Source organism: Pseudomonas sp. GNP014 (genome assembly GCF_054344005.1).
In genome coordinates, this window is the sequence record NZ_JBTGUS010000001.1 from 1,031,699 (window position 1) to 1,052,290 (window position 20,592).

Sequence of the window (20,592 nt, forward strand, 5' to 3'; positions counted from 1 at the left end):
CGTCATGACGGAGCTGTCGCAAGTGTCGGTGACGGCACTCAAGGGTGTCGGCGAAGCCATGGCCGAGAAACTGGCCAAGGTCGGCCTGGAGAACCTGCAGGACGTGCTGTTCCACCTGCCGCTGCGTTATCAGGATCGCACCCGCGTGGTGCCGATCGGTGCGTTACGGCCGGGTCAGGACGCCGTGGTCGAAGGCACCGTCAGCGGTGCCGACGTCGTCATGGGTCGCCGTCGCAGCCTCGTTGTGCGCTTGCAGGACGGCACCGGAGGCTTGAGTCTGCGCTTCTACCACTTCAGTAACGCGCAGAAAGAAGGCCTCAAGCGCGGCACGCGGGTTCGCTGCTACGGCGAAGCCCGGCCCGGCGCTTCAGGGCTGGAAATCTACCACCCGGAATACCGCGCCATCACCGGTGACGAACCGCCGCCCGTGGATGAAACCCTGACCCCGGTCTACCCGCTCACCGAAGGCCTGACCCAGGCGCGTCTGCGCCAGTTGTGCATGCAAACGCTGACGATGCTCAAGCCGGCCACCCTGCCCGACTGGCTGCCGACCGAACTGGCGCGCGACTACCAACTGGCGCCGCTGGCCGATGCGATTCGCTACCTGCACAACCCGCCCGCCGATGCCGACGTCGATGAACTGGCCCTCGGTCATCACTGGGCCCAGCATCGCCTGGCCTTCGAAGAGCTGCTGACCCATCAGTTGTCCCAGCAACGCCTGCGTGAAAGCATGCGTTCATTGCGCGCACCGGCGATGCCAAAAGCCACGAAGCTGCCGCCGAAATACCTGGCCAACCTCGGTTTCAACCCGACCGGCGCGCAACAGCGTGTCGGCAACGAAATCGCCTACGACCTCAGCCAGCACGAACCGATGCTGCGGCTGATTCAGGGCGACGTCGGCGCCGGTAAAACCGTGGTCGCCGCCCTCGCCGCCCTGCAAGCGCTGGAGGCCGGTTATCAGGTCGCGCTGATGGCGCCGACCGAGATCCTCGCCGAACAGCACTTCATCACCTTCAAGCGCTGGCTCGAACCGCTGGGCATTGAAGTCGCCTGGCTGGCCGGCAAGCTCAAGGGCAAGAACCGCGTCGCCGCGCTGGAACAGATTGCCAGCGGCACGCCGATGGTGGTCGGCACCCACGCGCTGTTCCAGGACGAGGTGCAATTCAAGAACCTCGCACTGGTGATCATCGACGAGCAGCACCGCTTCGGCGTGCAGCAACGTCTGGCACTGCGGCAGAAGGGCGTTGGCGGGCGCATGTGTCCGCATCAACTGATCATGACCGCCACGCCGATTCCGCGCACGCTGGCGATGAGCGCCTACGCCGACCTCGACACCTCGATCCTCGACGAATTGCCGCCCGGGCGCACCCCGGTCAACACCGTGCTGGTTACCGACACCCGCCGCGTCGAAGTCATCGAACGGGTGCGCAGCGCCTGTGCCGAAGGGCGTCAGGCCTATTGGGTGTGCACGCTGATCGAAGAGTCGGAAGAGCTGACCTGTCAGGCCGCCGAAACCACCTTCGAAGACCTCACCGCCGCCCTCGGCGAGCTGAAAGTCGGGCTGATCCACGGGCGTATGAAACCTGCGGAAAAAGCCGCAGTCATGGCCGAATTCAAGGCCGGCAACCTGCAACTGCTGGTCGCCACCACGGTGATCGAAGTCGGCGTCGATGTACCCAACGCCAGCCTGATGATCATCGAAAACCCCGAGCGCCTCGGCCTCGCACAACTGCACCAACTGCGTGGCCGGGTTGGCCGGGGCAGCGCGGTCAGCCATTGCGTGCTGCTCTACCATCCTCCGCTGTCACAGATCGGTCGCCAGCGCCTGGGCATCATGCGCGAGACCAACGATGGTTTCGTCATCGCCGAAAAAGACCTCGAACTGCGCGGCCCCGGCGAAATGCTCGGCACCCGCCAGACCGGCCTGCTGCAATTCAAGGTTGCCGACCTGATGCGCGACGCCGACCTGCTGCCCGCCGTCCGCGACGCCGCGCAAGCCTTGCTGGAACGCTGGCCGACCCACGTCAGCCCGTTACTCGACCGCTGGCTGCGCCACGGACAGCAATACGGCCAAGTGTGAGCACCGTCGCAGTTTCTGAACCCCCGTTCCAACCAAGCTGGTTATACTCCTGCAATTGTTTCAAAAACGGATACAGACCATGACTGACGCAGCTCTCGCCCCCGAACTCCCGCACGCGCCGTCTGTAATTCGGCTGCTGCTCGGCAAGCTGGGTATCGCCTACGAAGAGGTGCTCGACCACCACGGTCTCAATGCTTCGCGCAAGGTACAAGCCGTGTTGCTGGACGATGCCGTCGGCGCGCTGATGGTGCTGTTTCCGCAGAGCCAGTTGCTGGACCTCAACCGCCTCGCCGAACTCACGGGCCGTCGCCTGACCGCCGTGTCCACCGATCGCCTGGAAAAAATGCTCGGCAAACACAGCCTGAGCCTGCTGCCGGGCCTGCCGGCACTGACCAGTTCGCCGTGCCTCTACGAAGAAAGCCTGCTGCGTGAGCCGAAGTTGCTGATCAACTCCGGCGAGCCGGGCCTGCTGCTGGAAATCGCCAGCGAAGACTTCAAGACCATGCTGACCAAGGCCAGCGCCGCCAACTTTGGCGAAGCCCTGAGCAGCATCCGCCCGAACCTCGACCGCCCGGACGATGACCGCGAGGAAATCACCCAGGCCGTGCAGGCGTTCACCGCGCGGCGGATTCAGCAGCGTCTGGAAGCGACCATCGAGATTCCACCGCTGGCCGAAACTGCACAAAAAATCATCAAGCTGCGCGTCGACCCCAACGCCACCATCGACGACATCACCGGCGTGGTCGAAACCGACCCGGCGCTGGCCGCGCAAGTGGTGAGCTGGGCGGCGTCGCCGTACTACGCCTCGCCGGGCAAGATCCGTTCGGTGGAAGACGCGATCGTCCGCGTGCTCGGTTTCGATCTGGTGATCAACCTCGCGCTGGGCCTGGCCCTCGGCAAGACCCTGAGCCTGCCCAAAGACCACCCGCAACACACCACACCGTACTGGCAGCAGTCGATCTACACCGCCGCCGTCATCGAAGGCCTGACCCGCGCCATGCCGCGCGCCCAGCGCCCGGAAGCCGGCCTGACCTATCTGGCCGGCCTGCTGCACAACTTCGGCTACTTGCTGCTGGCCCACGTGTTCCCGCCGCACTTCTCGCTGATCTGCCGTCACCTGGAGGTCAACCCGCACCTGTGTCACAGCTACATCGAGCAACACCTGCTCGGTATCAGCCGTGAACAGATCGGCTCGTGGCTGATGCGCTACTGGGACATGCCCGACGAACTGGCCACCGCCCTGCGCTTCCAGCACGACCCGAGCTACGACGGCGCCTATGCCGAATACCCGAACCTCGTCTGCCTGGCCGTACGCCTGCTGCGCGGTCGCGGCATCGGCTCCGGCCCCGACGAAGACATTCCCGACGCCCTGCTGGAACGCGTCGGCCTGACTCGCGAAAAAGCCAACGACGTGGTCAGCAAAGTCCTCGAAGCCGAAGTTCTGCTGCGCGAACTGGCCTCGCAGTTCAGTCAGGCCTAAAAAGCTTCGCGGGCAAGCCTCACTCCCACAAGATCAACACAATCCCTGTGGGAGCGGGCTTGCCCGCGATGAATCCAACCCAATTTACCTGTCTGACACAAAACCTGTGGTGAGGGGATTTATCCCCGACCGGCTGCGCAGCAGTCGCAAACCCAGCCAACAGTGTGTGTCAGTTATATCGAGGTCTCAGGTTTTGGGGCCGCTGCGCAGCCCATCGGGGATAAATCCCCTCGCCACAACAGCCCTTCTACTCAAGCCTTGGGCTTTGCCTTCCTCGGCTTCAAATACTTCATCAACCCCTGAAACCACATCACCAGCGCCGGATTACCTTTCAGCTGGATCGACTTGTCCTGAATCCCCTGCATAAACGCCAGCTGCTTGTTCTTCGCTTGCATTGTGGCAAAGCCATAACCCGCATCTTTAAACGCAATTGCAAACGCCGGCTCCGCCACCACACCGGACTTGCTGGTGATGCGCTGATTCTTCACCACGAAATGCCGCGCCACTTTCCCGTCCAGCGTCTGCAGCTGAAACACCAGATCCTTGTCACCCAACTGCTGCTGGAACGCAGGATTTGTCCGGCTGGCCTTACCCATCAACAAACCCATCATCCACAGAAGAAAACGAAATTTCATGCGCACAGCCTCAAAAGGAAAATGAACGGCCGGGGGAGTGTAAGGGATTCGGACGATAACGCCAGTATCTGCCGCTGTTGGAAGAGGATGCTGGTCATTTCCCGCACGATGACCACCAAGTCACGATTCTGCAAGCAACGTCCTACACCTGTTGAAACACATCCCTGTAGGAGCTGGCGAAGCCTGCAATCTTTTGATCTTCCGGCCCGCGAATCTATGGGAAATTTCCTGCAAAGTGCCGGGCTGTCCATGAACTAGGCGAGTTGGTGCGATGTGGATAGGCTCTGTGGGTCGCCGCAAAATCGGTGACTCGGACGTGCAAGTCCGGCTGGAGTGCACATTGGTTATGGCAATTCGCCGAGCGTTTTCCTATGCTCGCGGATCGTTATGGCTGCTGTGTATGGGAGACCTTCGGGTCTGCCGGGTTACTCCACCGGTCTTGCACACCTATGCACAGCTGCCACCACTTTCGAAGTGCGAGCGAAACGGTGTCGGCTCCTTAAACTGGAGTAAGACCGAATGATCAAACCAACACCCAATCCCCCAGAGAATCGAGACGTTTCGCCCTACGAAACTCTGGAATCAAAGAAATTCCACGAAGCCGCCGAGCGCGCCCTCGACCACCACTTCAAGCCGCCCACCGAACCACATACCAAACGCGAAACGGGCCTCTTCAGCCTCTCCCCTGGCACCGACGCCGAGGCCCTCATGGCCAACGCCTCGGAAGACCTGCTGTCCATCAGCGTCATCGCCTGCGACCTCGCCGACGACCTCCCCGGCTCCCGCCGCTCAGTGGCACTGGCTCTAAGCAGAATGGCGGACGGGGTGCGATTGATGGTGGAAGGGATGCTTGATCACATTGAATTGAAGAGCATGGCGGCCAAGCCGTAGCGAGATTTGCGGATAAACAAAGGGGACGTTAAGTCCCCTTTCTGAATATTCCCTGCTTCACCACTCGCAACCTTTTTCGAGTTTCGCATCCACGTTGTAATCGTTTTTAAACGAATACTTCTTTGCAGACTTGTAATTCGTATACGTCATCGCATCAACCCGGCCACCCTGAGTGACCATCTGATACTCACCTGTCAGTGCGCCATCAACTACTTCAACCCAAGTTGTCGTGTACTGGTAGGGCCGGCCATACACGAGCTCTTCTTGTTCAGTACTGCGATGAACCAGCCCAATAACCTGTTTCGACTTGCTGTACTTGACGCCAGCACCGCTCCATTTGGCGACAGAGTCGTAATAGGTTCGGAATTCAAAATTTATGGGTTTGCCTTCGTAGGAGCGGAAGCAAAAAACCTCGGTCGCGACCTCGCTATGAGCCGCCAGAGGAACGAAAACGAGCAACGCGGAAAACAATGCAGACGAAAATTTCAAACCGAACATTCCTTTAGCGGTTTCAGGGGTATCAGCAAACTATTCGGGCCTGTTATGCCCCAGGCTCAAGCGCGCCACACTTCAGCTCTTTGATTTGCTCGCTCTGAATCGGTATCACACAGGCAAGGCGCTTCTCTCCGAGCCCACGAAGCTCCGTCAAACTGAGCGTCACGTGCAACCCATCCTCGGCAAACGCATGATCCTCAAACCCGGCATCGGCATAGTCCGTCCAAAATGCCTTGCCCTCGAAACTGCAAAAACGCTTGGAGGACAGCACCCTCCAACCGCCGTTGGGCGCCAGTATCTGGACCGTCAGGCATGGGCTGCCAAAGGTGCTGACATAACGTGCCACGACATCGCCGAAGCGCTGGGAGCCGGACAGGTACACCTTGTTGAGATCAACTACATTATCCGGCTCATCAGCGACGATCGTGTCCAGATAAGCCGCACGCTCCAGACTCATTCTGGCCACGCAGTTGTTGATCGTCGTGACATGCGCTGCCACCCCAGGCTCGATTTCCGTGGCTTCAAGCGGGCATGTGGTGTCGCGTAGCTTGATCCAGGCGCGCTGGGATTCTCTGGCCATGGCGACCAGCGCTTTACCCTGCTCAGGGTCACGCGCTTGTTGAGCCTCAAACCGTCCCAGCAGTTTCTTGTAGCTGGCATTGAGTTGCGTGTCGGCTTCCTTGCGGGCTGCCTCCACGCACCGATCGACCTGGGCGCTCACGGTGATTTCTTTGCAGTCGTCCTCGGCCATCGCGCAGGAGGCAAACAGGCATCCAAAGGACAACGCGATAAAACGCGCAAACATGTTCAATTTTTCATTCCCTGAATGACGGATCGCTCAACTACACGTTGAGGTATTTTCTGCGCCTTGCCGGCGGCGCTCATCGCGTCGCGGTACTGGCTGTAATAGCGCTGCGCTTCATCTTTGCGATCAAGGCGCCAGAGTGAATCGGCGATGTTCAACATCAGCACCGTGCGTTTACCGACGACCTCAACGCCGCGATAAAACTTCAGCGCCAGTTCATCTCTACCGCCCTCGGCCAGATAAAAACCTAGGTCGTTGTACGCCTGAACATTTTGCGCCGGGGGATGGCACGCCATGTAGGACTCGGGGCTTAAAAAGTTCAGGCCCCATTCGATGGATTCTGCGCGGGATTGCGCCGGCACCATACTTGAAACATATTTCAGCAAGTCCTTTGGGGACTTCGTCTCCAGGGCAGGAGTGAGCACATCACCGTCTGCGGAAATCCACTGATTGCCCTTCCACTGACCGACACAAAAAGTGGCCCAACGATCAGCGAGCACGCAACCGGTCTCCATGGAGATCACAACGCAATGCTGTTGCGACTCCAGTTTTTCTTCACCATTCTCGAGCGACAACATCCCGAAGATCACTGGATCGAGCAGCAGAGTTTTCTTGTCAGGACTGAGCATATTGGAATGCCCATCGGCGCCAATGTCGGCGCCGAAAAGCGGGAAGGTTTTGCCGTTGGCGGTGAACCATGCGGTCGCCGACTCAACGCCGGGCATAGTCCACTTTGTCGCTCGAAACGTAACCGTGTGTCCGTCGATACCGACTATGGGCGGGTCCTCGGCAAGGGCACTTGTGGCGGCAAGAAGGCAGTTGATCATCAACACCCACTTAAGGCTGGCCATAGACGATCCTCTTCACCGCCGGGCTTTCTGACATTAGCTGTCTCTTCGTAACGCCATAGGCCTTGATCAGCTCGTCCCGAGATCCCTTCGAACCAAAAGAGCGTTGGTTATTATCGAAGCTGTATTGCTCCAATCGCCCTGATGTCGAGTAATAGCCGTGCCACTCCCCGCAAGCACCACAACCGCCATAGCCGCCTATCGAAACAAGACTGCCCTGGGTGCCTTCCACGCAATCCATCGCCACAACAACATTGCTCAACATCTTCGTCTTCGCACCGTCGGAAGTGAGTTGTGAAACTTTGCTGATATCGCGTCGAAGCACCTCGCTACCGATGTTGATGGTCTGGTCGGAGCAGACCGGGATGACGTGGGCTTGCGCACCATCCACCGTCACCGATCGGCAGGACGACACCAACACCACTTCAACACCGCCGCACTGCATGACATCGCGTTGGGTGTAAGCATCCGTCGGCGCGGCGAAGGCTGGGGAAGAGAACAACCATGCCAGGCTCCCGGAAACCAAAAGCTGATTCATTGAGAAATCCTTTTCGCCGTTAACCAGCCTGTTGTTCCGCCAAGCACTTCGCATAGCCGTCCGCAAACTTGGCGTCGAATGACAACGCCACCGGTTCATCCAGCTCGGCCGAGGTGTTGAGCAATTCGTGAGTAGCCGGGGTGTATTTGATCCAGCCAATCGTGCCGCTGCCGTCAGTGTCGAAAAACAGCTGAGCGCGCACTACTTCACCGTCATCCTCGTCGATCAGCAAATTGACCTTGTCCTTGCCGACATAACGAAACGGAAAATCGCTGCTCCTGACAAGCTCAGTAAGGTAGCCGTAGCAACTCCCTTCGCTGGCAGTCGCGGGCAGTGAATGAGATAAAAGCGAAAGCGCAATCAGCACCGACCGAATGAAAAACCAGTTCATCCACTCACTCCTCATCCATCGGCGACGATTCCACGTCGGTCATGCTCAGCAGCCGAAACTCATTGTTCACAAACTCGTAGTAACGATCCCGGTTGCCGCTTTCCAAAGCATTCCCCTGCGCATCTTCTTCGCCGTCGAGCGTGATGCCGGAGACGATGATCAAGCGGCTGTCGGGCTGGTAAACCATGCCGAACGTGCTGCCGTCGTAGGCATTCGGCAGACCGCCAACGACTTCCCCAGTCTGAGCGTCCAGCACTTCGCCGCAAATCGCGCTACCGCCACAACCGAGCCTGTGCAGGATGTAATGGCCGGCGAAGTTGACCTTGCCTTTCAGGGCTTGCACCCGTGCCTGATCCATCATTGGGCTGCTGTTTTCTTGCGACACCAGCTTATGGTTGGGGCCGGTGAAAACTGGCGTGATGGTGTAATCCTTGAAGGTTGGATCGGCAGCGAATGTCATGGACGCGGCAGCCAATATCAAGCTGCCGAGAAGAACCGAAAATCCTTTCACGTAGTAACTCCGTAAATGCAACGGGGACCGTCGGCTTACTCAGCCTGCCCTTCGTAACGCTGTGTCTGCGGGTCGAATTGCCACAGATGTGGCCGGGTCATGGCCTTTTCACCCTTGTAGCGAATCCGCCCGCGCTTGTCCCTGATGTAGGAGTAGATCTCGATGTCCTTGAACTCACCTCCCCCCTTGGGTGGGCCGTCCAGAACTTTGACCCCGGCGAAGTAATCGCCGCCCGAATACCTCAAATAACCACGGCACTGGATCAGGAAGGCAAATGTGCTATCCATTGATGAGCCAATGCCGACGCGGGAATTGAAGATGAAGTCTTCGATGCCATCGCCATTTAGATCGCCGCGAAAAACCACGTGGCCCGGATCGATAGAAAACTCTTTTCCATCGAGACTGGAAAGTATGTCTTCCGGTTGTTCACTGCTCTGCGACCATTGCGATAAGAAATATTTTGAGTCAGCTTCCTGATTGCAAACATCTGCCGCCATAACTGCTATCGGCAACCAGCTCACACATAACACCAGCAATCGTTTCACTTCATATCCTTCGAATTGATCAACTCCAACCCACCATCCCGATACAACACCTCACACCCCAACCACGCCTGATCCACCTGCGGCATCACCGCAGACGGCTTGCGCAATTCGCGCAACAACGTCGAACCATGCGACAGGCGCCCGCCCATCCGCGCAATCACCGCCCGCGCGGCTTGATAATGCGCGTGCCGCCCCGGATCGAGGGTGTCTTCGAGCAGGATGTCGGCGCCGAGGATGCCTTGCACCTGCCCCGGATAAATCATGAACCCGGTGGCCTGCTCCGCACCTTCGCGACCGTCCTGCCAGAAGCTGTCGTCTCGAGTGCGAACGTCGGGATGCGGTGCAAACCAGTGCTCGCGATCCGCCAGCGGCATGGCGTGGTGCAGACGAAAGAAGATGCGCATGAGGTTGTCGCGATACCACTCGCGCACTTGCAGGTAGTAGCCGCGCAGACCCGGCATGCCGGTGGAATGAGCGAGGCGGATCAGCCCTGACCATTGCGGGAGTGGTTGTAGCGGCAGTTCGCTAGACGCGGGTCGAGGCGTGGCCGGATCGGTTTCCCATGGCAGTCGATGGGGGCTGTTTTCAAGATTGTCGTAAGCGGTCGGCGGGCGCCCCAGCCAATCGCCGCCGCTGCTGGCCAGTGCCGTGGCGATGCACAGATTGCCTTGTACCACGAACACGTAAAACCGGGAGAACCAGTCCGCGAGTTGTTGGCCATCGGCAGCTTGGGCGACGAGTTCGGCCAGTTCCCGATCAAAGCGCTGCAAGCCGTTTTCAAGGTTCAGCAAATGGCCGCGAGCCTTGCGTTGCATACGCAAAAACAGCGGCAACGAGCGCAGCACTTTCAGCGGTTGCCACGGCAGATGCGGGGTCGCGCCGCCGACTTCACCGGCGTAGTTGCTGGCGCTGATGCCCCAGTCGGCGAGTCGGGCGAGGAACAGGTCGTTGTTGATGTAGGACGCGCCGCCGAACACGGCAGTGAACGGCTCGTTGTCCTGCAACACTCGAGCATCCCACCGCGCCATGATCGCCGGGATACTCGCTGCCGCGCGGCGTTGGGCGTACTCCACCAGCACGCTCGGTTGCGGCGGCAGGATCTCGGCGATGTTGGCGGCGGTCAGGTGGCGGCGCCAGCCGTAGTCGCTGATCGGCCGGTATTGCAGCAGCCACAGTTGCGCGCCGTCCCAGGCCCATTCGACGTCGCCGGGCACGTAGTGGAACACGCGCAACACGTCTTGCAGAAAGCGCCACAGCAGGTCTTCGGTCAAGCCGTGGGACGGCGTGAACGTGCCACTGCGCCACGCATCGCCGAGCCGCGAAAGCGTTGCCCGCGAGGGGCTGACTTGACCGTCGGCGAGCGATTCGAGATGGCCTTCAACCCATTCCAGTTCTACCGAGAGATGTCGCACAAAAGCGATTCCGGAAACCACCGGGGTGATGAAGCGCTGCACCACCACTTCCTCGACGCCTTCGGCCGTCAGTTCGGCGATGCGTTTCGGCACATTGGCGGACGGCTCGCGCAGATAGGTCGTGCTCAAACCGGCATTCGCCGAATCTGCCTGATCCTCGCCATAACTGGAGGAGCGCACCGCCCAGGTCACATCAGGTTGGGCGGCGAGAAATGTCGGCAGACGCGGATCGTTGCAATCGTTGAGCGTCAGTGCCGCCGGCACTGGTTGCCGCGCCAGTTCAGCCAGGCGCAACCGCCCACCCTTGGTATGCGCGACAAACCCGCGCTCGCCCGACTCCAGCCACTGCGCGAACTGCGCGGGCGAGTCGATCCATGGGTAATGACCCCAATCCGGTTTGAGGCTGATGGTCAGATCTGCACGAGCGAGAATCGCCGACCATGCAGCCGCTTGCTCGATGCCGAGTACAGCGTCCTGATCGCCCCAGACCAACTCGACCGGATCGGTGATCCACTCCAGCAGCGGCAACGCAGTATCTGCGCGGATCAGATCCCAATGCGGCACAAACGCACGGCAGCGCGCATAGCCGGCGCCCATGCGTTGGTACTGCGCGGACGTCCAGGTCTGGTTGGAAAACTTGCGCGCGAACAGCGTGGGCTTGTTCGACAGCAGCCAGTGAATGGTCTTGCGAATCGGCAGCGGCGACATCAGTGCCGGCAAGCGACGCTGCCACAAAAACGCACCGACCGGTGCCAGCAAAACGCTGCGAGAAAAGTGTCCCGGCCGACGTTGCAACGCATGCAGCACCAGCAACGCATTGACCCCGACCGCCATGATCGCGCTGCCCTGCTGCGTCATCGCCAGCAAAGTCTGCGCGTAGTCCGCGAGATCCTCGCAGGGTGGCTGCGGATTGGCGCCGAAGCCCGGCAACTCCAGCGGCACCACGTCGTAGCGCTGAAAGTGCGGCAGCGCGTCATCCCACCAATCGGCGGCGCTGCCGTTGCCGGCCAGCAGGTACATCAAGGGCTTGCTCATGAGCGGCACTCAGGTCAGATCGCGCAGAGCGGCGTCGAGGGTGGGGTAGCGGAACGTGTAACCGGCCTCGGTCAAACGCTGGGGCACCACGCGCTGACCGTCGAAGAACAGCTGAGCCATTTCCCCTGCCAATGCACGCACTGGCGCGGCGGGAATGTGGAACCACACCGGGCGCTTGAGGACCTTGCCGGCCTGCTCGGCGAACGCTGCCTGACTGACCGTTTCGGGCGCGACAATGTTGTAGGTGCCGCGCAGACTGTCATCGTTGAAAGCCCGCGCGATAACCTGAAGCACATCGTCACGATGCACCCAACTCATGATCTGCCGACCATCGCCCATACGCCCGCCGAAACCCAGGCGGAACGGCAGCAGCAACGGTGTCAACGCACCGCCGGGGCCGAACACTACGCCGAGGCGAAGCACCACCTGACGCACGCCAAACTCGGTGGCCGGTTGCGCGGCGGCTTCCCAACGTGCGCAGAGTTCGGCCATGAAACCGTCGCCCTTGCTGGCGTGTTCGTCGAGGCTTTCGCTGGCATCGCGTACGCCGTAGAAGCCGATGGCCGAGGCTTGAATCCACAGCGCGGGTTTGTGCTTGGTGTTCTTCAGCCAGGTCATCAACGCTTCGGTGGTGCCGACTCGGCTGGCGAGCAGTTGCGCCTGACGTTTGGGAGTCCAGCGTGGGCCGGCGACGGGTGCTCCGGCGAGATTGATGATTACGTCGAAGGCTTCGTCGTGGCTGAGTTCGCTGAGCGAATGCACGCAGCGGACGCGGCCGTTGAATAGATTGGCTGCGCTCAATGGATCGCGCGTCAGTACGCTGACCGAGTGGCCCGCGTCGAGTAATTGATTGACCAAGGTTTCACCGATGAACCCGGTGCCGCCGGTGATTAGCACACGCTTGAAAGCGCCGCCGGCAAACGGGTTGGATTGGCTCGGAGTCTTTACTGAAGGAGATTTTCGGCGGTCATGTCGATACAGCCAGAATAACGGCGGCACCAACACCAGCAATGCAAAACCATCTAGCCATAGATGCGACCAAACCTGTTGTTGCGCTGAGAGCCACATGTCCTGAGGCGCCCATAACAGGATGCCCGCGATCAACCAGCCCCAAACTGCCGGGGCTTTCAAGCGATTGCCCAAGTGCACCAGCGCGAGCATGTACAGCGAATAACTTTGCAGCGTCGCGCCGAACAGCGCGAGCCACCAGACTTGTTGTTCGTGGCCAGCAGCGGGTACCGCATCGGCACCCCAGAATGCGAGTTCGAGATTGTGCAGGTAGCCGTCGAGTAATCCGGAATGACCGGCCCAGGTCAGGGTGAGACCGGCGAGAATGTGCACGATTGCGGCGGCGTATAGCCAGAGCACTAGCGCGGGGCGAAGCGAGGTCGAGGGGGCTGGCATTCCGTGTCCTGAGCGCATTCCTTGGGGGTGGGGAGTTTAAAGGAAAATGGTGGTCGTCAGATGCTCAAAAACTAAACGTTTTACCGGACGTATTCAGACTCAACGACTGCGAAAACGCATCAGACATGACCCGGCATTTCAGATGCAGTGACTGGCCTTGATAGGTTCAGCGCCCTGCGATCCCAATCGCGCCACGTTGAAGATGCCCAACTGATTACCTTTGTCAGCCGCCATCTGATAACAGGCTAACGCCCGGGACATATCCTTCGCTCCAAACTCGCCACCTTCAAAGGTCGAGGCCAGATAATTCATCGCATCAGCTGAGCCCATGGAAATAGCACGAATAACCTGCTCTTTTGCCTGCTCGGGATGGAGGCAAGGGCCGTTATAGTCAGTGGAGTTTCCTGAACAAAGAAACGTGGCATAGGCCAGCGCGCCACTTGGTATTTTCGAGGCCGCTTTGAACAACGCCTCTACCTTGCTCGTTTCCAACTGAGACGCCATTTGCGAAAGGCTTAGGCTTGCCGCCGAAAGACTTGCCTCTGCATCACCTGACTCCGCAGCACATACATAATTTTCTAGGGACGCTTCAACCAGTTCCACCGTTAGAGGGTATTGCTCAAGCAACCCAAGCCCACCTAAAGCTTCAGCACGCTGATCACAGAAGTTCTCGGCGCGGCTCATTCCTGGATTGCGTGTTGCGACAAGATCCTTCTCACTGATTGACCAATCCTCTATCCCCTCAAGCACCCAGCACGCCTGACGAGAGAAGTTGAAGATTTTCACATTGCTGTTGCCTGCCCTTTTATCCACAACGTTGACGTGACTGTCGTCGACCTCTTCGATCTCGACTCCAGGTGTCTTGCCGGGTGTAATGGCGGCCATCAGCGGGTAGGTGAAAGTAGCTCCACTGACACCCGAGGTCGAAGGCTCAAAGGTACTTCGATCCTTTCCTGCTACCGGTTTCAACACCAGCGACTTGACCGTCATCGCCGTGAGACGGCGCTGTGATTCGCTGTTGGCGGAAAACGCAGTCAGGAAAGGCGCGAACTCCTCCGAGGGGCAAACGTCGCTGGTGGGAGCCGTCGAAGCGCTCTCATCGGATGCAAGCGCAGGGACGATCTTGTCCAGATACGCCGAGCGCTCGCAACTCATTCTTGGCGATGCACAAGTTGTTGACCGCCACGTAAGCAGGCTTACCCACCTCGATCTCGAATGCCTCCAATGGACAGTTCGCGTCGCGCAATTTCAACCACGCCCGTTGCGACTCTTTGACCTTCGCAGCGTACTCCGCGCCCAATGCCGAATCTGCTCGATAGTCAGACTCAAGCCGCGACATCAACTGCTTGTAGCTGACGTTCAACTGCGCATCGGCAGCCTTCTTCGCCGCCTCCGAGCAGGGCACCATTTCCAGGCTTGAGGTGACATGGCTGCAGTCGTCCTGCGCATAGGCCGCTGAAGCCGGCAGCAGTACGGCCAGCAGGGTTAAAACAAAACGGTTCACTGTGTTCATCCTTGAGTCATTCAGGCTTTGCGTTTGGTGAATCGGGTGATGCATTGCTTGGGTATGTTCATTTCCCAGTAAGTGCTGAGCAACGCTTTACGTTTTTTGTCGACGCGCAGGTTAACGAAGCCATCGCCGCAGTCCGGCTGCAACTCTTCGAACGTGCCGGTTTTGGCTTGGTAAACGAATACCCGGTAGTAGTGGTAAGTGCCCATGCCGTCATCGAGTTGCCAGATCGCGAAATCCTTGGCGCCGTCGAAATTGAAATCGTCGAACTGCATGTGGAGTTCGTTTTCGGCTTCAAAATCGATTGTCCGCGACTCGCTGTGCGTTTCGCTTTTAACCGCGATGTTCAGCTTGGAGCCTTCGAGAACCAGCGTCGCGTCGACGCCTTTGGTTGGACTGAACGTGGTGGTTTGGGCTAACGCAGGGATCGTCCACATCAGGCCGAGCAGTGATACCGCTAGAGTTTTGAATTGCATGTACTGCCCTACTCCCACTTGCATCCGGACTCCAGGGAGGAGTCGATGCTGGTGTTATTTCCGAAATGAAAAACCTTGCCGTTAGACCTCTTCGTGTAAGACATCGAGACGATGTGCGTCCCTTGAGACACGAACTGATAGGTTCCCGTGACGTTGCCGTTGATGACTTCAGACCAGGTTGTGGTGCTCTGCCAAGGCGCATCGGGACTGAGCATCTCGTCCTCGTAATCCGTCAGCACAATGGAAATGGGTTCGCTGGACTTGGCGTACTTCACGAAACCACCGGACCATTTGCTGGCTTCGTCGTAGTAGGTACGGAGTTCGAACTTTACCGGGCTCGATTGGGATAATTCGAAGCAAAGTGATTCGGTGGTGACTGCGCTTTGAGCGCCTAAAGGAAATAGCGCAAAAAAGAGAAAGAAAAATTTGTTCATGCTCATCCAAGTCGACGCTTTCGCGCGAATGCTCTGGCTTGCCCGTTTCAACGTCTGCTCTTGTCCAGTGCCAAAGCCAATTGGCGAGCACGCTCTATCGTCGCGCGAATCAGGCAGGCATCGGACCACTCACCGAAAACTGATTTATGCGATTTCGGGTCGGCCTGGCACTCCGCATCTCGAAATTTCATCCAGGCTCTTTGAGTTTCTCTCAGTGCTTTCTGACCGCTTTCGTCCAGCCGACCCATACGATCCCGATATACAGAATTCAGCAATGCATCCGCGTCAGGAACCATCAGATCAAGAACATCATTTCCCGAGGGAAACCACTCAACGTCCGCCAATGCCTGGTCGCTCTCATTGTTCCAATTGTAGAGGCCGTTTTCTTCGATCTTCAGTGTGGCGGATCGCTGATGGTGATTCGTCGGATCGCTCTCGCTGACCTCCGAGCGATAAACAATTTCCAAATAGATAGGGTCGGTTGTGCGCTGAGGATCATTCAATAGCGTTTGCCGAACAATGGCCCTTTGCTTATTGCTCTCAGTGATCTCTATCGAAAAGCACGGATCCGGCCCAGGACGTTCTGCGGACGCCTTCCTCTCCAGGCATTGATTACGAACAGCCATGGAAGGGGTATCCGAACCGCCACCCACATCAACGACTCTGACAAGCAACCGGACTTCCGGATCCTTGGAAAAGTCGGCCTGAAGGATGGTGGCAATCATCGTGCCTTCAGCCATGACCACAGGCGACAGTATTGAAAGTAAAAAATGAGGCTGAATCTGAAAAACTGCATTCCTTGGCGTCCGTAAAAAATCAGTGATCCGTTCAATTCTGAACGGGCCTGCGACAGAAGATAGAGTCAGAACCGACAAACGGGTCAGATCTATTTACGCTCTCAACTAAATTCAAAGCAGTCGAGCGCAACAAATAAATCCGTCCCCTTTACCAATCACCGCACATACGCCTCGGTGGTGCCCATGCCACCCAGGATCGAAACCTCCCTCGCGTCGCTATTTCGCCCGTTCAGCAACGCGTGCAGGCACTTTTCCGGCTTTACCTTCCGCGATCATGGCGTCAGAGTATTTTTTGTAATATTTCGCAGCCTCGGAAGTTTCTTTCAAATTCCACAAAGAGTCCGCGATATTGAGCATCAGCACAGTCCGCTTACCAACTACTTCGATTCCCCGATAAATCCTCAGTGCGGACGAATCATCACCTGCTTGTGCTAGATAGAAACCGACATTGTTCAAGGCTTGGACGTTCTTACTGGCTGGGTAGCAACTCATATAAGATTCGACCCCCATGAATAGTTGGTCTTTTACAGCAAGTCCTTTCGCAGAAGTATTATTAATCGATTCCACTGACTTTATTAGGTTGTTAGGAGAAATCGTTTCCAAGTTCGGCACAATCACCTCTCCCCCATCAGTCAACCAATTTCCCCCTTTCCAACTTCCAGAACACGCTTCAGCGGAGCGTGACAAAAGTACGCAACCAGTATCCATTGAAACCATATCGCAATAATTATTCTCGGTGGCAACCACCTCTTGCCCATTGCTCAACTCTCCAAATACAGTTCGCTGAACCAACGCATATTTTTTGCTGGGCGAAAGAGAATCAGAGTTAATACCTACGCCAACTGAAGCTTTGCTCCCACTATCGTATAAATCATAGCTTTCGTTCATCTTGGAGAAGGTAGCGCGCTTCCATACAGCGGCACCTTGATCCCAAGAAGAAAACTTGAGCATCGCACCATCGGCACTCGTCAAACTCGAATCTGCGGCATTACAAAAAGATCCAATTGAAAAAATTAGACACGTACCTATAAAAAATTTTGCCTTTAACATTTTCAAAGCCCTGCCTTTAAGTGATTATAACGGAGAGATGGATTCGTCATTCTTCTGTTATTACCATACAAATCGAGAACCTTCCGCTCATTCGCGCCGTGCGCCGCCCCCCAAGTATCAATATTCCTACTTACCGCCGGATTCTGGGAGAAAAATGTGTCGAGCGCTGCACCTAAATCATCCTTGACAAAGGCGGGCCTATTTATATCATGATCAAGTACTACAGCTTTTCCTAAAGGAGACTTAAATAACTTTTCGGCACTAAAGCTGTACCCCGCGGGCACTTTACTCAATGCAGCATGCAGCCTATCAATAAAATCCATTATTTGTATTTCCACGTATAGCGGGCTTGCAATTGCACACGCCATCGCAGAAACTGGCTGGCAATCAATTACCTTGCCAAAGGTCGCTTCATTACATCCAAGTTGCAGGTTTTCTTTTAGCGCCTGCTTTTCCAATTTAGCACCGTTAGCTCGAGCCTCCCCCTGATAATATAATTGCGGGGATACACCAGCTTCATCTAATTTCCAACCTTTAGATTCAAAAAATTCTACATATGCATCTGGATATTGATCCTTGAATTTTTTAATTTGATCTGGCAGCTCACCGCCACCGGTGACTTTCATTGTTTTCTGCATCGCTCCCGCAGTGATCACTTCACTGTCATAACACTGTACCCCATTGATTTTTGCTTCATTCCCCGACATGACAACAATGATTTTCTTTTCATCCGCTGTAATCCTCCCCGCAGATACTAGCTCATCCCATTGAGGAGCACTGCCTAACTCTTTATCACCGGTATGTAATGGGCCATAGTGGGTCATAGTGCTAGAATTCCAACGAGTCACTTTAACAATAGCATTGCACTCGCAGATTTTTTTAGCGGTCATATTTTTTATGAATTCAACCGGATGAAAATGCCAAACTACATCTGAACTAACAGCGGCCTTACCAGACAGCTCACTCCAAAAAACATATTTGCTTATCCGTTCTTTTTCGTGCTTCAACGTTTTTGGAGATGCTTCTAGTAATTTATCCAACTTACTCCACTTAACCGACTCCGCCTTGTCCTTCCACTCAGTTGGATGGTGAGCAATGAGCTTCGCCCAGTGACCTCTCATATCAACATTTTTCAATGCCTCAGAGAGTTCATTGCGATCAACATCCCCGTCGTGGTTTTTATCAATTTTGGCGAAAAGATCTTTGAAGAACTGAGGCATGTCTTGAGGGTCGAGGAATCCATCGGCAACGGTGTTTGTTTCTTCCACGATCTGAAAACCCAATTTCTCCCAGTCGTGCTGAGTGATGAGCGTTGCGCCAGATTTTTTAACAAGTCCCTTTAACGGTTGATCGTCTTCCACCACACTGACGTCATACCAGCTTTCATCGCCTTCCTTGATCACGGGAGCCTTACTTAAATCAACAACATGCTCCTTTTTGACCGGAATACTACCGGTAGCAGGCGCCTTTTTCTTGAGCTCAGCTCCTGCCAAAAGATGCAGATATTGTTTACCTATCTTCAAACCAGCAGCGTTTTGAAGAAAATTTTTTACGTCGACATCAGCAGTGAATATCTCGACATGAACCTGATACTTATTGGTTACGCCGCCATCTTCGCCTGTGAGGTTTTCTGTCAGCCCTAAGTATCCGATCGGATCACCTGCCTTGATACCGGTACTTGCAGGCTCTACAGAATTGAAGCTACTCGGGATTACATCCCAGGCAACATATTCGTTTTCCACAATCGCCCAGAAGCTGGGAGGAAGGCTTCCATCCCCAGCCAAGCTACCGCTGCTCGTACATTTCGCCATTCGACGAATTGTCCCTGCAACATTGAGGTTCAGTACCTCTTTGCTTTCAAATTCAACCGAACTTTGAGGGTTAAGTTGCAGCGAGCCAATCTTATCACCGGCATTCTGCCCATTTTGGGCAGAGATAGGACCCTGATAAAGATCCAATCTTGTCAACGCGGTTCCTTTCACCTTACCTTGCCAATATTTTGGCTTTAAACGCTCCGGGATCGGGTCTGCCAGCCATATACGTGCGGGTTTGGAGTTTTTGTAGGGCTCTCCGTCTTTCAAGTATGCGAACCAGATCTCCTTTCCAGCCTCGCGAACTTTGTGACCGCTCTTTTTAACGCTACCTGAAAGAATTTTCCCTTTCGCATAGGTAACGTTGCCTAGGGCCTTTTGATCCAGTATTTCAAGTTTGGTCCCCGCAACGAGCTTGCCAACGTTCTGAACGCTACTGGATTCAGGGAAATCGTCGTAAGCGTTGAAGTCACTTACCTTCATGGTCACTTGAGGCTTCGGAGTTTCTTCCTCAGTCAGCGGATAACGCTTGAAGGGCAGAAGGTGCATGTACAAGCTGTAGAAATTCAGCTTGTTTTGCTTGCCTTTATTCGGTCCTTCTTCTGGGTTTGGCGCAGATTTGTACTCATGTCGCACCAAACAAAACGAGTTGGAATACTGCAGTTTTTTCTCATTTTCGCCGAACGTAGATTCTAGATAATCTTCGTTAAGGCGATAGGCCACGACTTCACCATCAGCCATACAACGAATCGGTTCGTTCAAAATACATTGAGGTGCGCTGGCATTGCTGATGTGAATCCCACCGTGCCAGAACTTGTTACTCCCCAACAAATAATGCCCGGATGTTTCATTCTCAAGTACCTTATATACTTCTTCCGCATCAGAAAACTGTTTACCGTCTGCTTTTCGAAATGGATATTGAAAATTTAATAACGGCATCGCTGCAGATGGAGCAGGTGCAGGTGCAGGTGCAGGTGCAGGGCTTGTACCTGTTCGAAAACTTTCCTTTGCTCTTAAGAATTTTGTAGCTTTCGGCCAATAGTGACTGGGTGGTTTGGGACCAAATATTGTTATCGCTGGCCCTGTACTATTTTGAGCACCAAATATATGCCCAACTTCTGTAGCGGGGTTGTAGTCCTCGATAATCCCTGTATGAAAAATCGGATCACCTGGTTTGTTAGGAGTGGCATTTATCCATAAGGCGATGTCACCTCGCTTTACGCTCTGTGGCTCAATCGTTGTGTAGTAACTGGAAGTATCCATGTTACGGGTGTCTTCATACGGAATATTATATCCAGCGCCTGTCAGCAACAGATTAACCATATGAGAACAGTCAATCTTTTTCTTACCGGCGGCGTTCGTTTGAAAACCATCGCCGCCCATTTTATAAACGTAATCGCCACCGGTGTAGTTACTTTTTAAATCAAGTGGTTCAGTCATTTCT

General features: G+C 55.9%; 18 protein-coding genes and 1 pseudogene. 3 read left to right on the forward strand and 16 right to left on the reverse strand.

Annotated features, from left to right (window positions below; genetic code table 11):
* Positions 1-4 precede the first annotated feature (4 nt).
* Positions 5-2,080: an ATP-dependent DNA helicase RecG gene (gene recG, locus ACXX9E_RS04845; protein WP_186743951.1), complete on the forward strand. Its 2,076-nt coding sequence runs from the start codon at positions 5-7 to the stop codon at positions 2,078-2,080.
* Positions 2,081-2,159: 79 nt separating this feature from the next.
* The gene (locus tag ACXX9E_RS04850) at positions 2,160-3,560 is read left to right on the forward strand and encodes an aminoacyl-tRNA deacylase and HDOD domain-containing protein (protein ID WP_336347554.1); all 1,401 of its coding nucleotides are present in this window, start codon (positions 2,160-2,162) and stop codon (positions 3,558-3,560) included.
* Positions 3,561-3,811: 251 nt separating this feature from the next.
* On the opposite strand, the gene ACXX9E_RS04855 is transcribed toward ACXX9E_RS04850, so the two are convergent.
* Complete coding sequence (locus ACXX9E_RS04855; RefSeq protein ID WP_025112696.1) at positions 3,812-4,195, reverse strand: helicase; 384 nt, start codon at positions 4,193-4,195, stop codon at positions 3,812-3,814.
* A gap of 519 nt (positions 4,196-4,714) precedes the next feature.
* On the opposite strand from ACXX9E_RS04855, the gene ACXX9E_RS04860 reads away from it, so the two are divergent.
* On the forward strand, positions 4,715-5,086 hold the full coding sequence (locus tag ACXX9E_RS04860; protein WP_458555091.1) for a DUF6124 family protein: 372 nt from the start codon (positions 4,715-4,717) through the stop codon (positions 5,084-5,086).
* Positions 5,087-5,143: 57 nt separating this feature from the next.
* Here the strand turns inward: ACXX9E_RS04860 and ACXX9E_RS04865 are convergent, their stop codons facing one another.
* The 15 genes and pseudogenes from ACXX9E_RS04865 to ACXX9E_RS04935 form a co-directional block, all read right to left on the reverse strand.
* Positions 5,144-5,584 carry a hypothetical protein gene (locus tag ACXX9E_RS04865; protein ID WP_458555092.1) on the reverse strand — a complete coding sequence of 147 codons (441 nt, stop codon included), beginning with the start codon at positions 5,582-5,584 and terminating at the stop codon, positions 5,144-5,146.
* A gap of 43 nt (positions 5,585-5,627) precedes the next feature.
* Positions 5,628-6,386, reverse strand: a complete 759-nt coding sequence (locus ACXX9E_RS04870) for a lysozyme inhibitor LprI family protein (RefSeq protein ID WP_458555093.1) — start codon at positions 6,384-6,386, stop codon at positions 5,628-5,630.
* A 2-nt stretch (positions 6,387-6,388) separates the two neighbouring features.
* On the reverse strand, positions 6,389-7,237 hold the full coding sequence (locus ACXX9E_RS04875; RefSeq protein ID WP_458555094.1) for a tetratricopeptide repeat protein: 849 nt from the start codon (positions 7,235-7,237) through the stop codon (positions 6,389-6,391).
* On the reverse strand, positions 7,224-7,772 hold the full coding sequence (locus tag ACXX9E_RS04880) for a hypothetical protein (RefSeq protein ID WP_458555095.1): 549 nt from the start codon (positions 7,770-7,772) through the stop codon (positions 7,224-7,226). Before ACXX9E_RS04880 ends, ACXX9E_RS04875 begins: the two co-directional genes overlap by 14 nt.
* Before the next feature lie 19 nt (positions 7,773-7,791).
* Complete coding sequence (locus ACXX9E_RS04885) at positions 7,792-8,163, reverse strand: hypothetical protein (RefSeq protein ID WP_458555096.1); 372 nt, start codon at positions 8,161-8,163, stop codon at positions 7,792-7,794.
* Positions 8,164-8,167: 4 nt separating this feature from the next.
* Complete coding sequence (locus ACXX9E_RS04890) at positions 8,168-8,623, reverse strand: hypothetical protein (RefSeq protein WP_458556570.1); 456 nt, start codon at positions 8,621-8,623, stop codon at positions 8,168-8,170.
* Between the two features lie 86 nt (positions 8,624-8,709).
* Positions 8,710-9,219, reverse strand: coding sequence for a hypothetical protein (locus ACXX9E_RS04895; RefSeq protein ID WP_458555097.1), 510 nt, complete (start codon positions 9,217-9,219; stop codon positions 8,710-8,712).
* Entirely contained in the window at positions 9,216-11,666 is a 2,451-nt protein-coding gene (locus ACXX9E_RS04900) for an alpha/beta hydrolase (RefSeq protein WP_458555098.1), read from the reverse strand. The genes ACXX9E_RS04895 and ACXX9E_RS04900 overlap by 4 nt, the downstream gene beginning before the upstream one ends.
* Positions 11,667-11,675: 9 nt before the next feature.
* Positions 11,676-13,070 (reverse strand): TIGR01777 family oxidoreductase, encoded by a 1,395-nt coding sequence (locus ACXX9E_RS04905; protein ID WP_458555099.1) that lies wholly within the window; start codon positions 13,068-13,070, stop codon positions 11,676-11,678.
* Positions 13,071-13,208: 138 nt separating this feature from the next.
* Positions 13,209-14,574 (reverse strand): annotated as a pseudogene (locus tag ACXX9E_RS04910) (lysozyme inhibitor LprI family protein).
* A gap of 20 nt (positions 14,575-14,594) precedes the next feature.
* Complete coding sequence (locus ACXX9E_RS04915; RefSeq protein WP_458555100.1) at positions 14,595-15,056, reverse strand: XAC2610-related protein; 462 nt, start codon at positions 15,054-15,056, stop codon at positions 14,595-14,597.
* Positions 15,057-15,064: 8 nt separating this feature from the next.
* The gene (locus ACXX9E_RS04920; RefSeq protein WP_458555101.1) at positions 15,065-15,490 is read right to left on the reverse strand and encodes a hypothetical protein; all 426 of its coding nucleotides are present in this window, start codon (positions 15,488-15,490) and stop codon (positions 15,065-15,067) included.
* A gap of 47 nt (positions 15,491-15,537) precedes the next feature.
* Positions 15,538-16,365: a lysozyme inhibitor LprI family protein gene (locus ACXX9E_RS04925; protein WP_458555102.1), complete on the reverse strand. Its 828-nt coding sequence runs from the start codon at positions 16,363-16,365 to the stop codon at positions 15,538-15,540.
* A 138-nt stretch (positions 16,366-16,503) separates the two neighbouring features.
* Positions 16,504-17,343 (reverse strand): tetratricopeptide repeat protein, encoded by an 840-nt coding sequence (locus tag ACXX9E_RS04930; protein WP_458555103.1) that lies wholly within the window; start codon positions 17,341-17,343, stop codon positions 16,504-16,506.
* Positions 17,340-20,588 (reverse strand): EF-hand domain-containing protein, encoded by a 3,249-nt coding sequence (locus ACXX9E_RS04935; protein ID WP_458555104.1) that lies wholly within the window; start codon positions 20,586-20,588, stop codon positions 17,340-17,342. Before ACXX9E_RS04935 ends, ACXX9E_RS04930 begins: the two co-directional genes overlap by 4 nt.
* Positions 20,589-20,592: the final 4 nt, after the last annotated feature.

Bases quoted from the DNA above. Each gene is read 5' to 3' on its own strand.
- recG (WP_186743951.1), top strand. From the start codon at position 5: ATGACGGAGCTGTCGCAAGTGTCGGTGACGGCACTCAAGGGTGTCGGC.
- ACXX9E_RS04850 (WP_336347554.1), top strand. From the start codon at position 2,160: ATGACTGACGCAGCTCTCGCCCCCGAACTCCCGCACGCGCCGTCTGTA.
- ACXX9E_RS04855 (WP_025112696.1), bottom strand. From the start codon at position 4,195: ATGAAATTTCGTTTTCTTCTGTGGATGATGGGTTTGTTGATGGGTAAG.
- ACXX9E_RS04860 (WP_458555091.1), top strand. From the start codon at position 4,715: ATGATCAAACCAACACCCAATCCCCCAGAGAATCGAGACGTTTCGCCC.
- ACXX9E_RS04865 (WP_458555092.1), bottom strand. From the start codon at position 5,584: ATGTTCGGTTTGAAATTTTCGTCTGCATTGTTTTCCGCGTTGCTCGTT.
- ACXX9E_RS04870 (WP_458555093.1), bottom strand. From the start codon at position 6,386: ATGTTTGCGCGTTTTATCGCGTTGTCCTTTGGATGCCTGTTTGCCTCC.
- ACXX9E_RS04875 (WP_458555094.1), bottom strand. From the start codon at position 7,237: ATGGCCAGCCTTAAGTGGGTGTTGATGATCAACTGCCTTCTTGCCGCC.
- ACXX9E_RS04880 (WP_458555095.1), bottom strand. From the start codon at position 7,772: ATGAATCAGCTTTTGGTTTCCGGGAGCCTGGCATGGTTGTTCTCTTCC.
- ACXX9E_RS04885 (WP_458555096.1), bottom strand. From the start codon at position 8,163: ATGAACTGGTTTTTCATTCGGTCGGTGCTGATTGCGCTTTCGCTTTTA.
- ACXX9E_RS04890 (WP_458556570.1), bottom strand. From the start codon at position 8,623: ATGACATTCGCTGCCGATCCAACCTTCAAGGATTACACCATCACGCCA.
- ACXX9E_RS04900 (WP_458555098.1), bottom strand. From the start codon at position 11,666: ATGAGCAAGCCCTTGATGTACCTGCTGGCCGGCAACGGCAGCGCCGCC.
- ACXX9E_RS04905 (WP_458555099.1), bottom strand. From the start codon at position 13,070: ATGCCAGCCCCCTCGACCTCGCTTCGCCCCGCGCTAGTGCTCTGGCTA.
- ACXX9E_RS04915 (WP_458555100.1), bottom strand. From the start codon at position 15,056: ATGCAATTCAAAACTCTAGCGGTATCACTGCTCGGCCTGATGTGGACG.
- ACXX9E_RS04920 (WP_458555101.1), bottom strand. From the start codon at position 15,490: ATGAACAAATTTTTCTTTCTCTTTTTTGCGCTATTTCCTTTAGGCGCT.
- ACXX9E_RS04935 (WP_458555104.1), bottom strand. From the start codon at position 20,588: ATGACTGAACCACTTGATTTAAAAAGTAACTACACCGGTGGCGATTAC.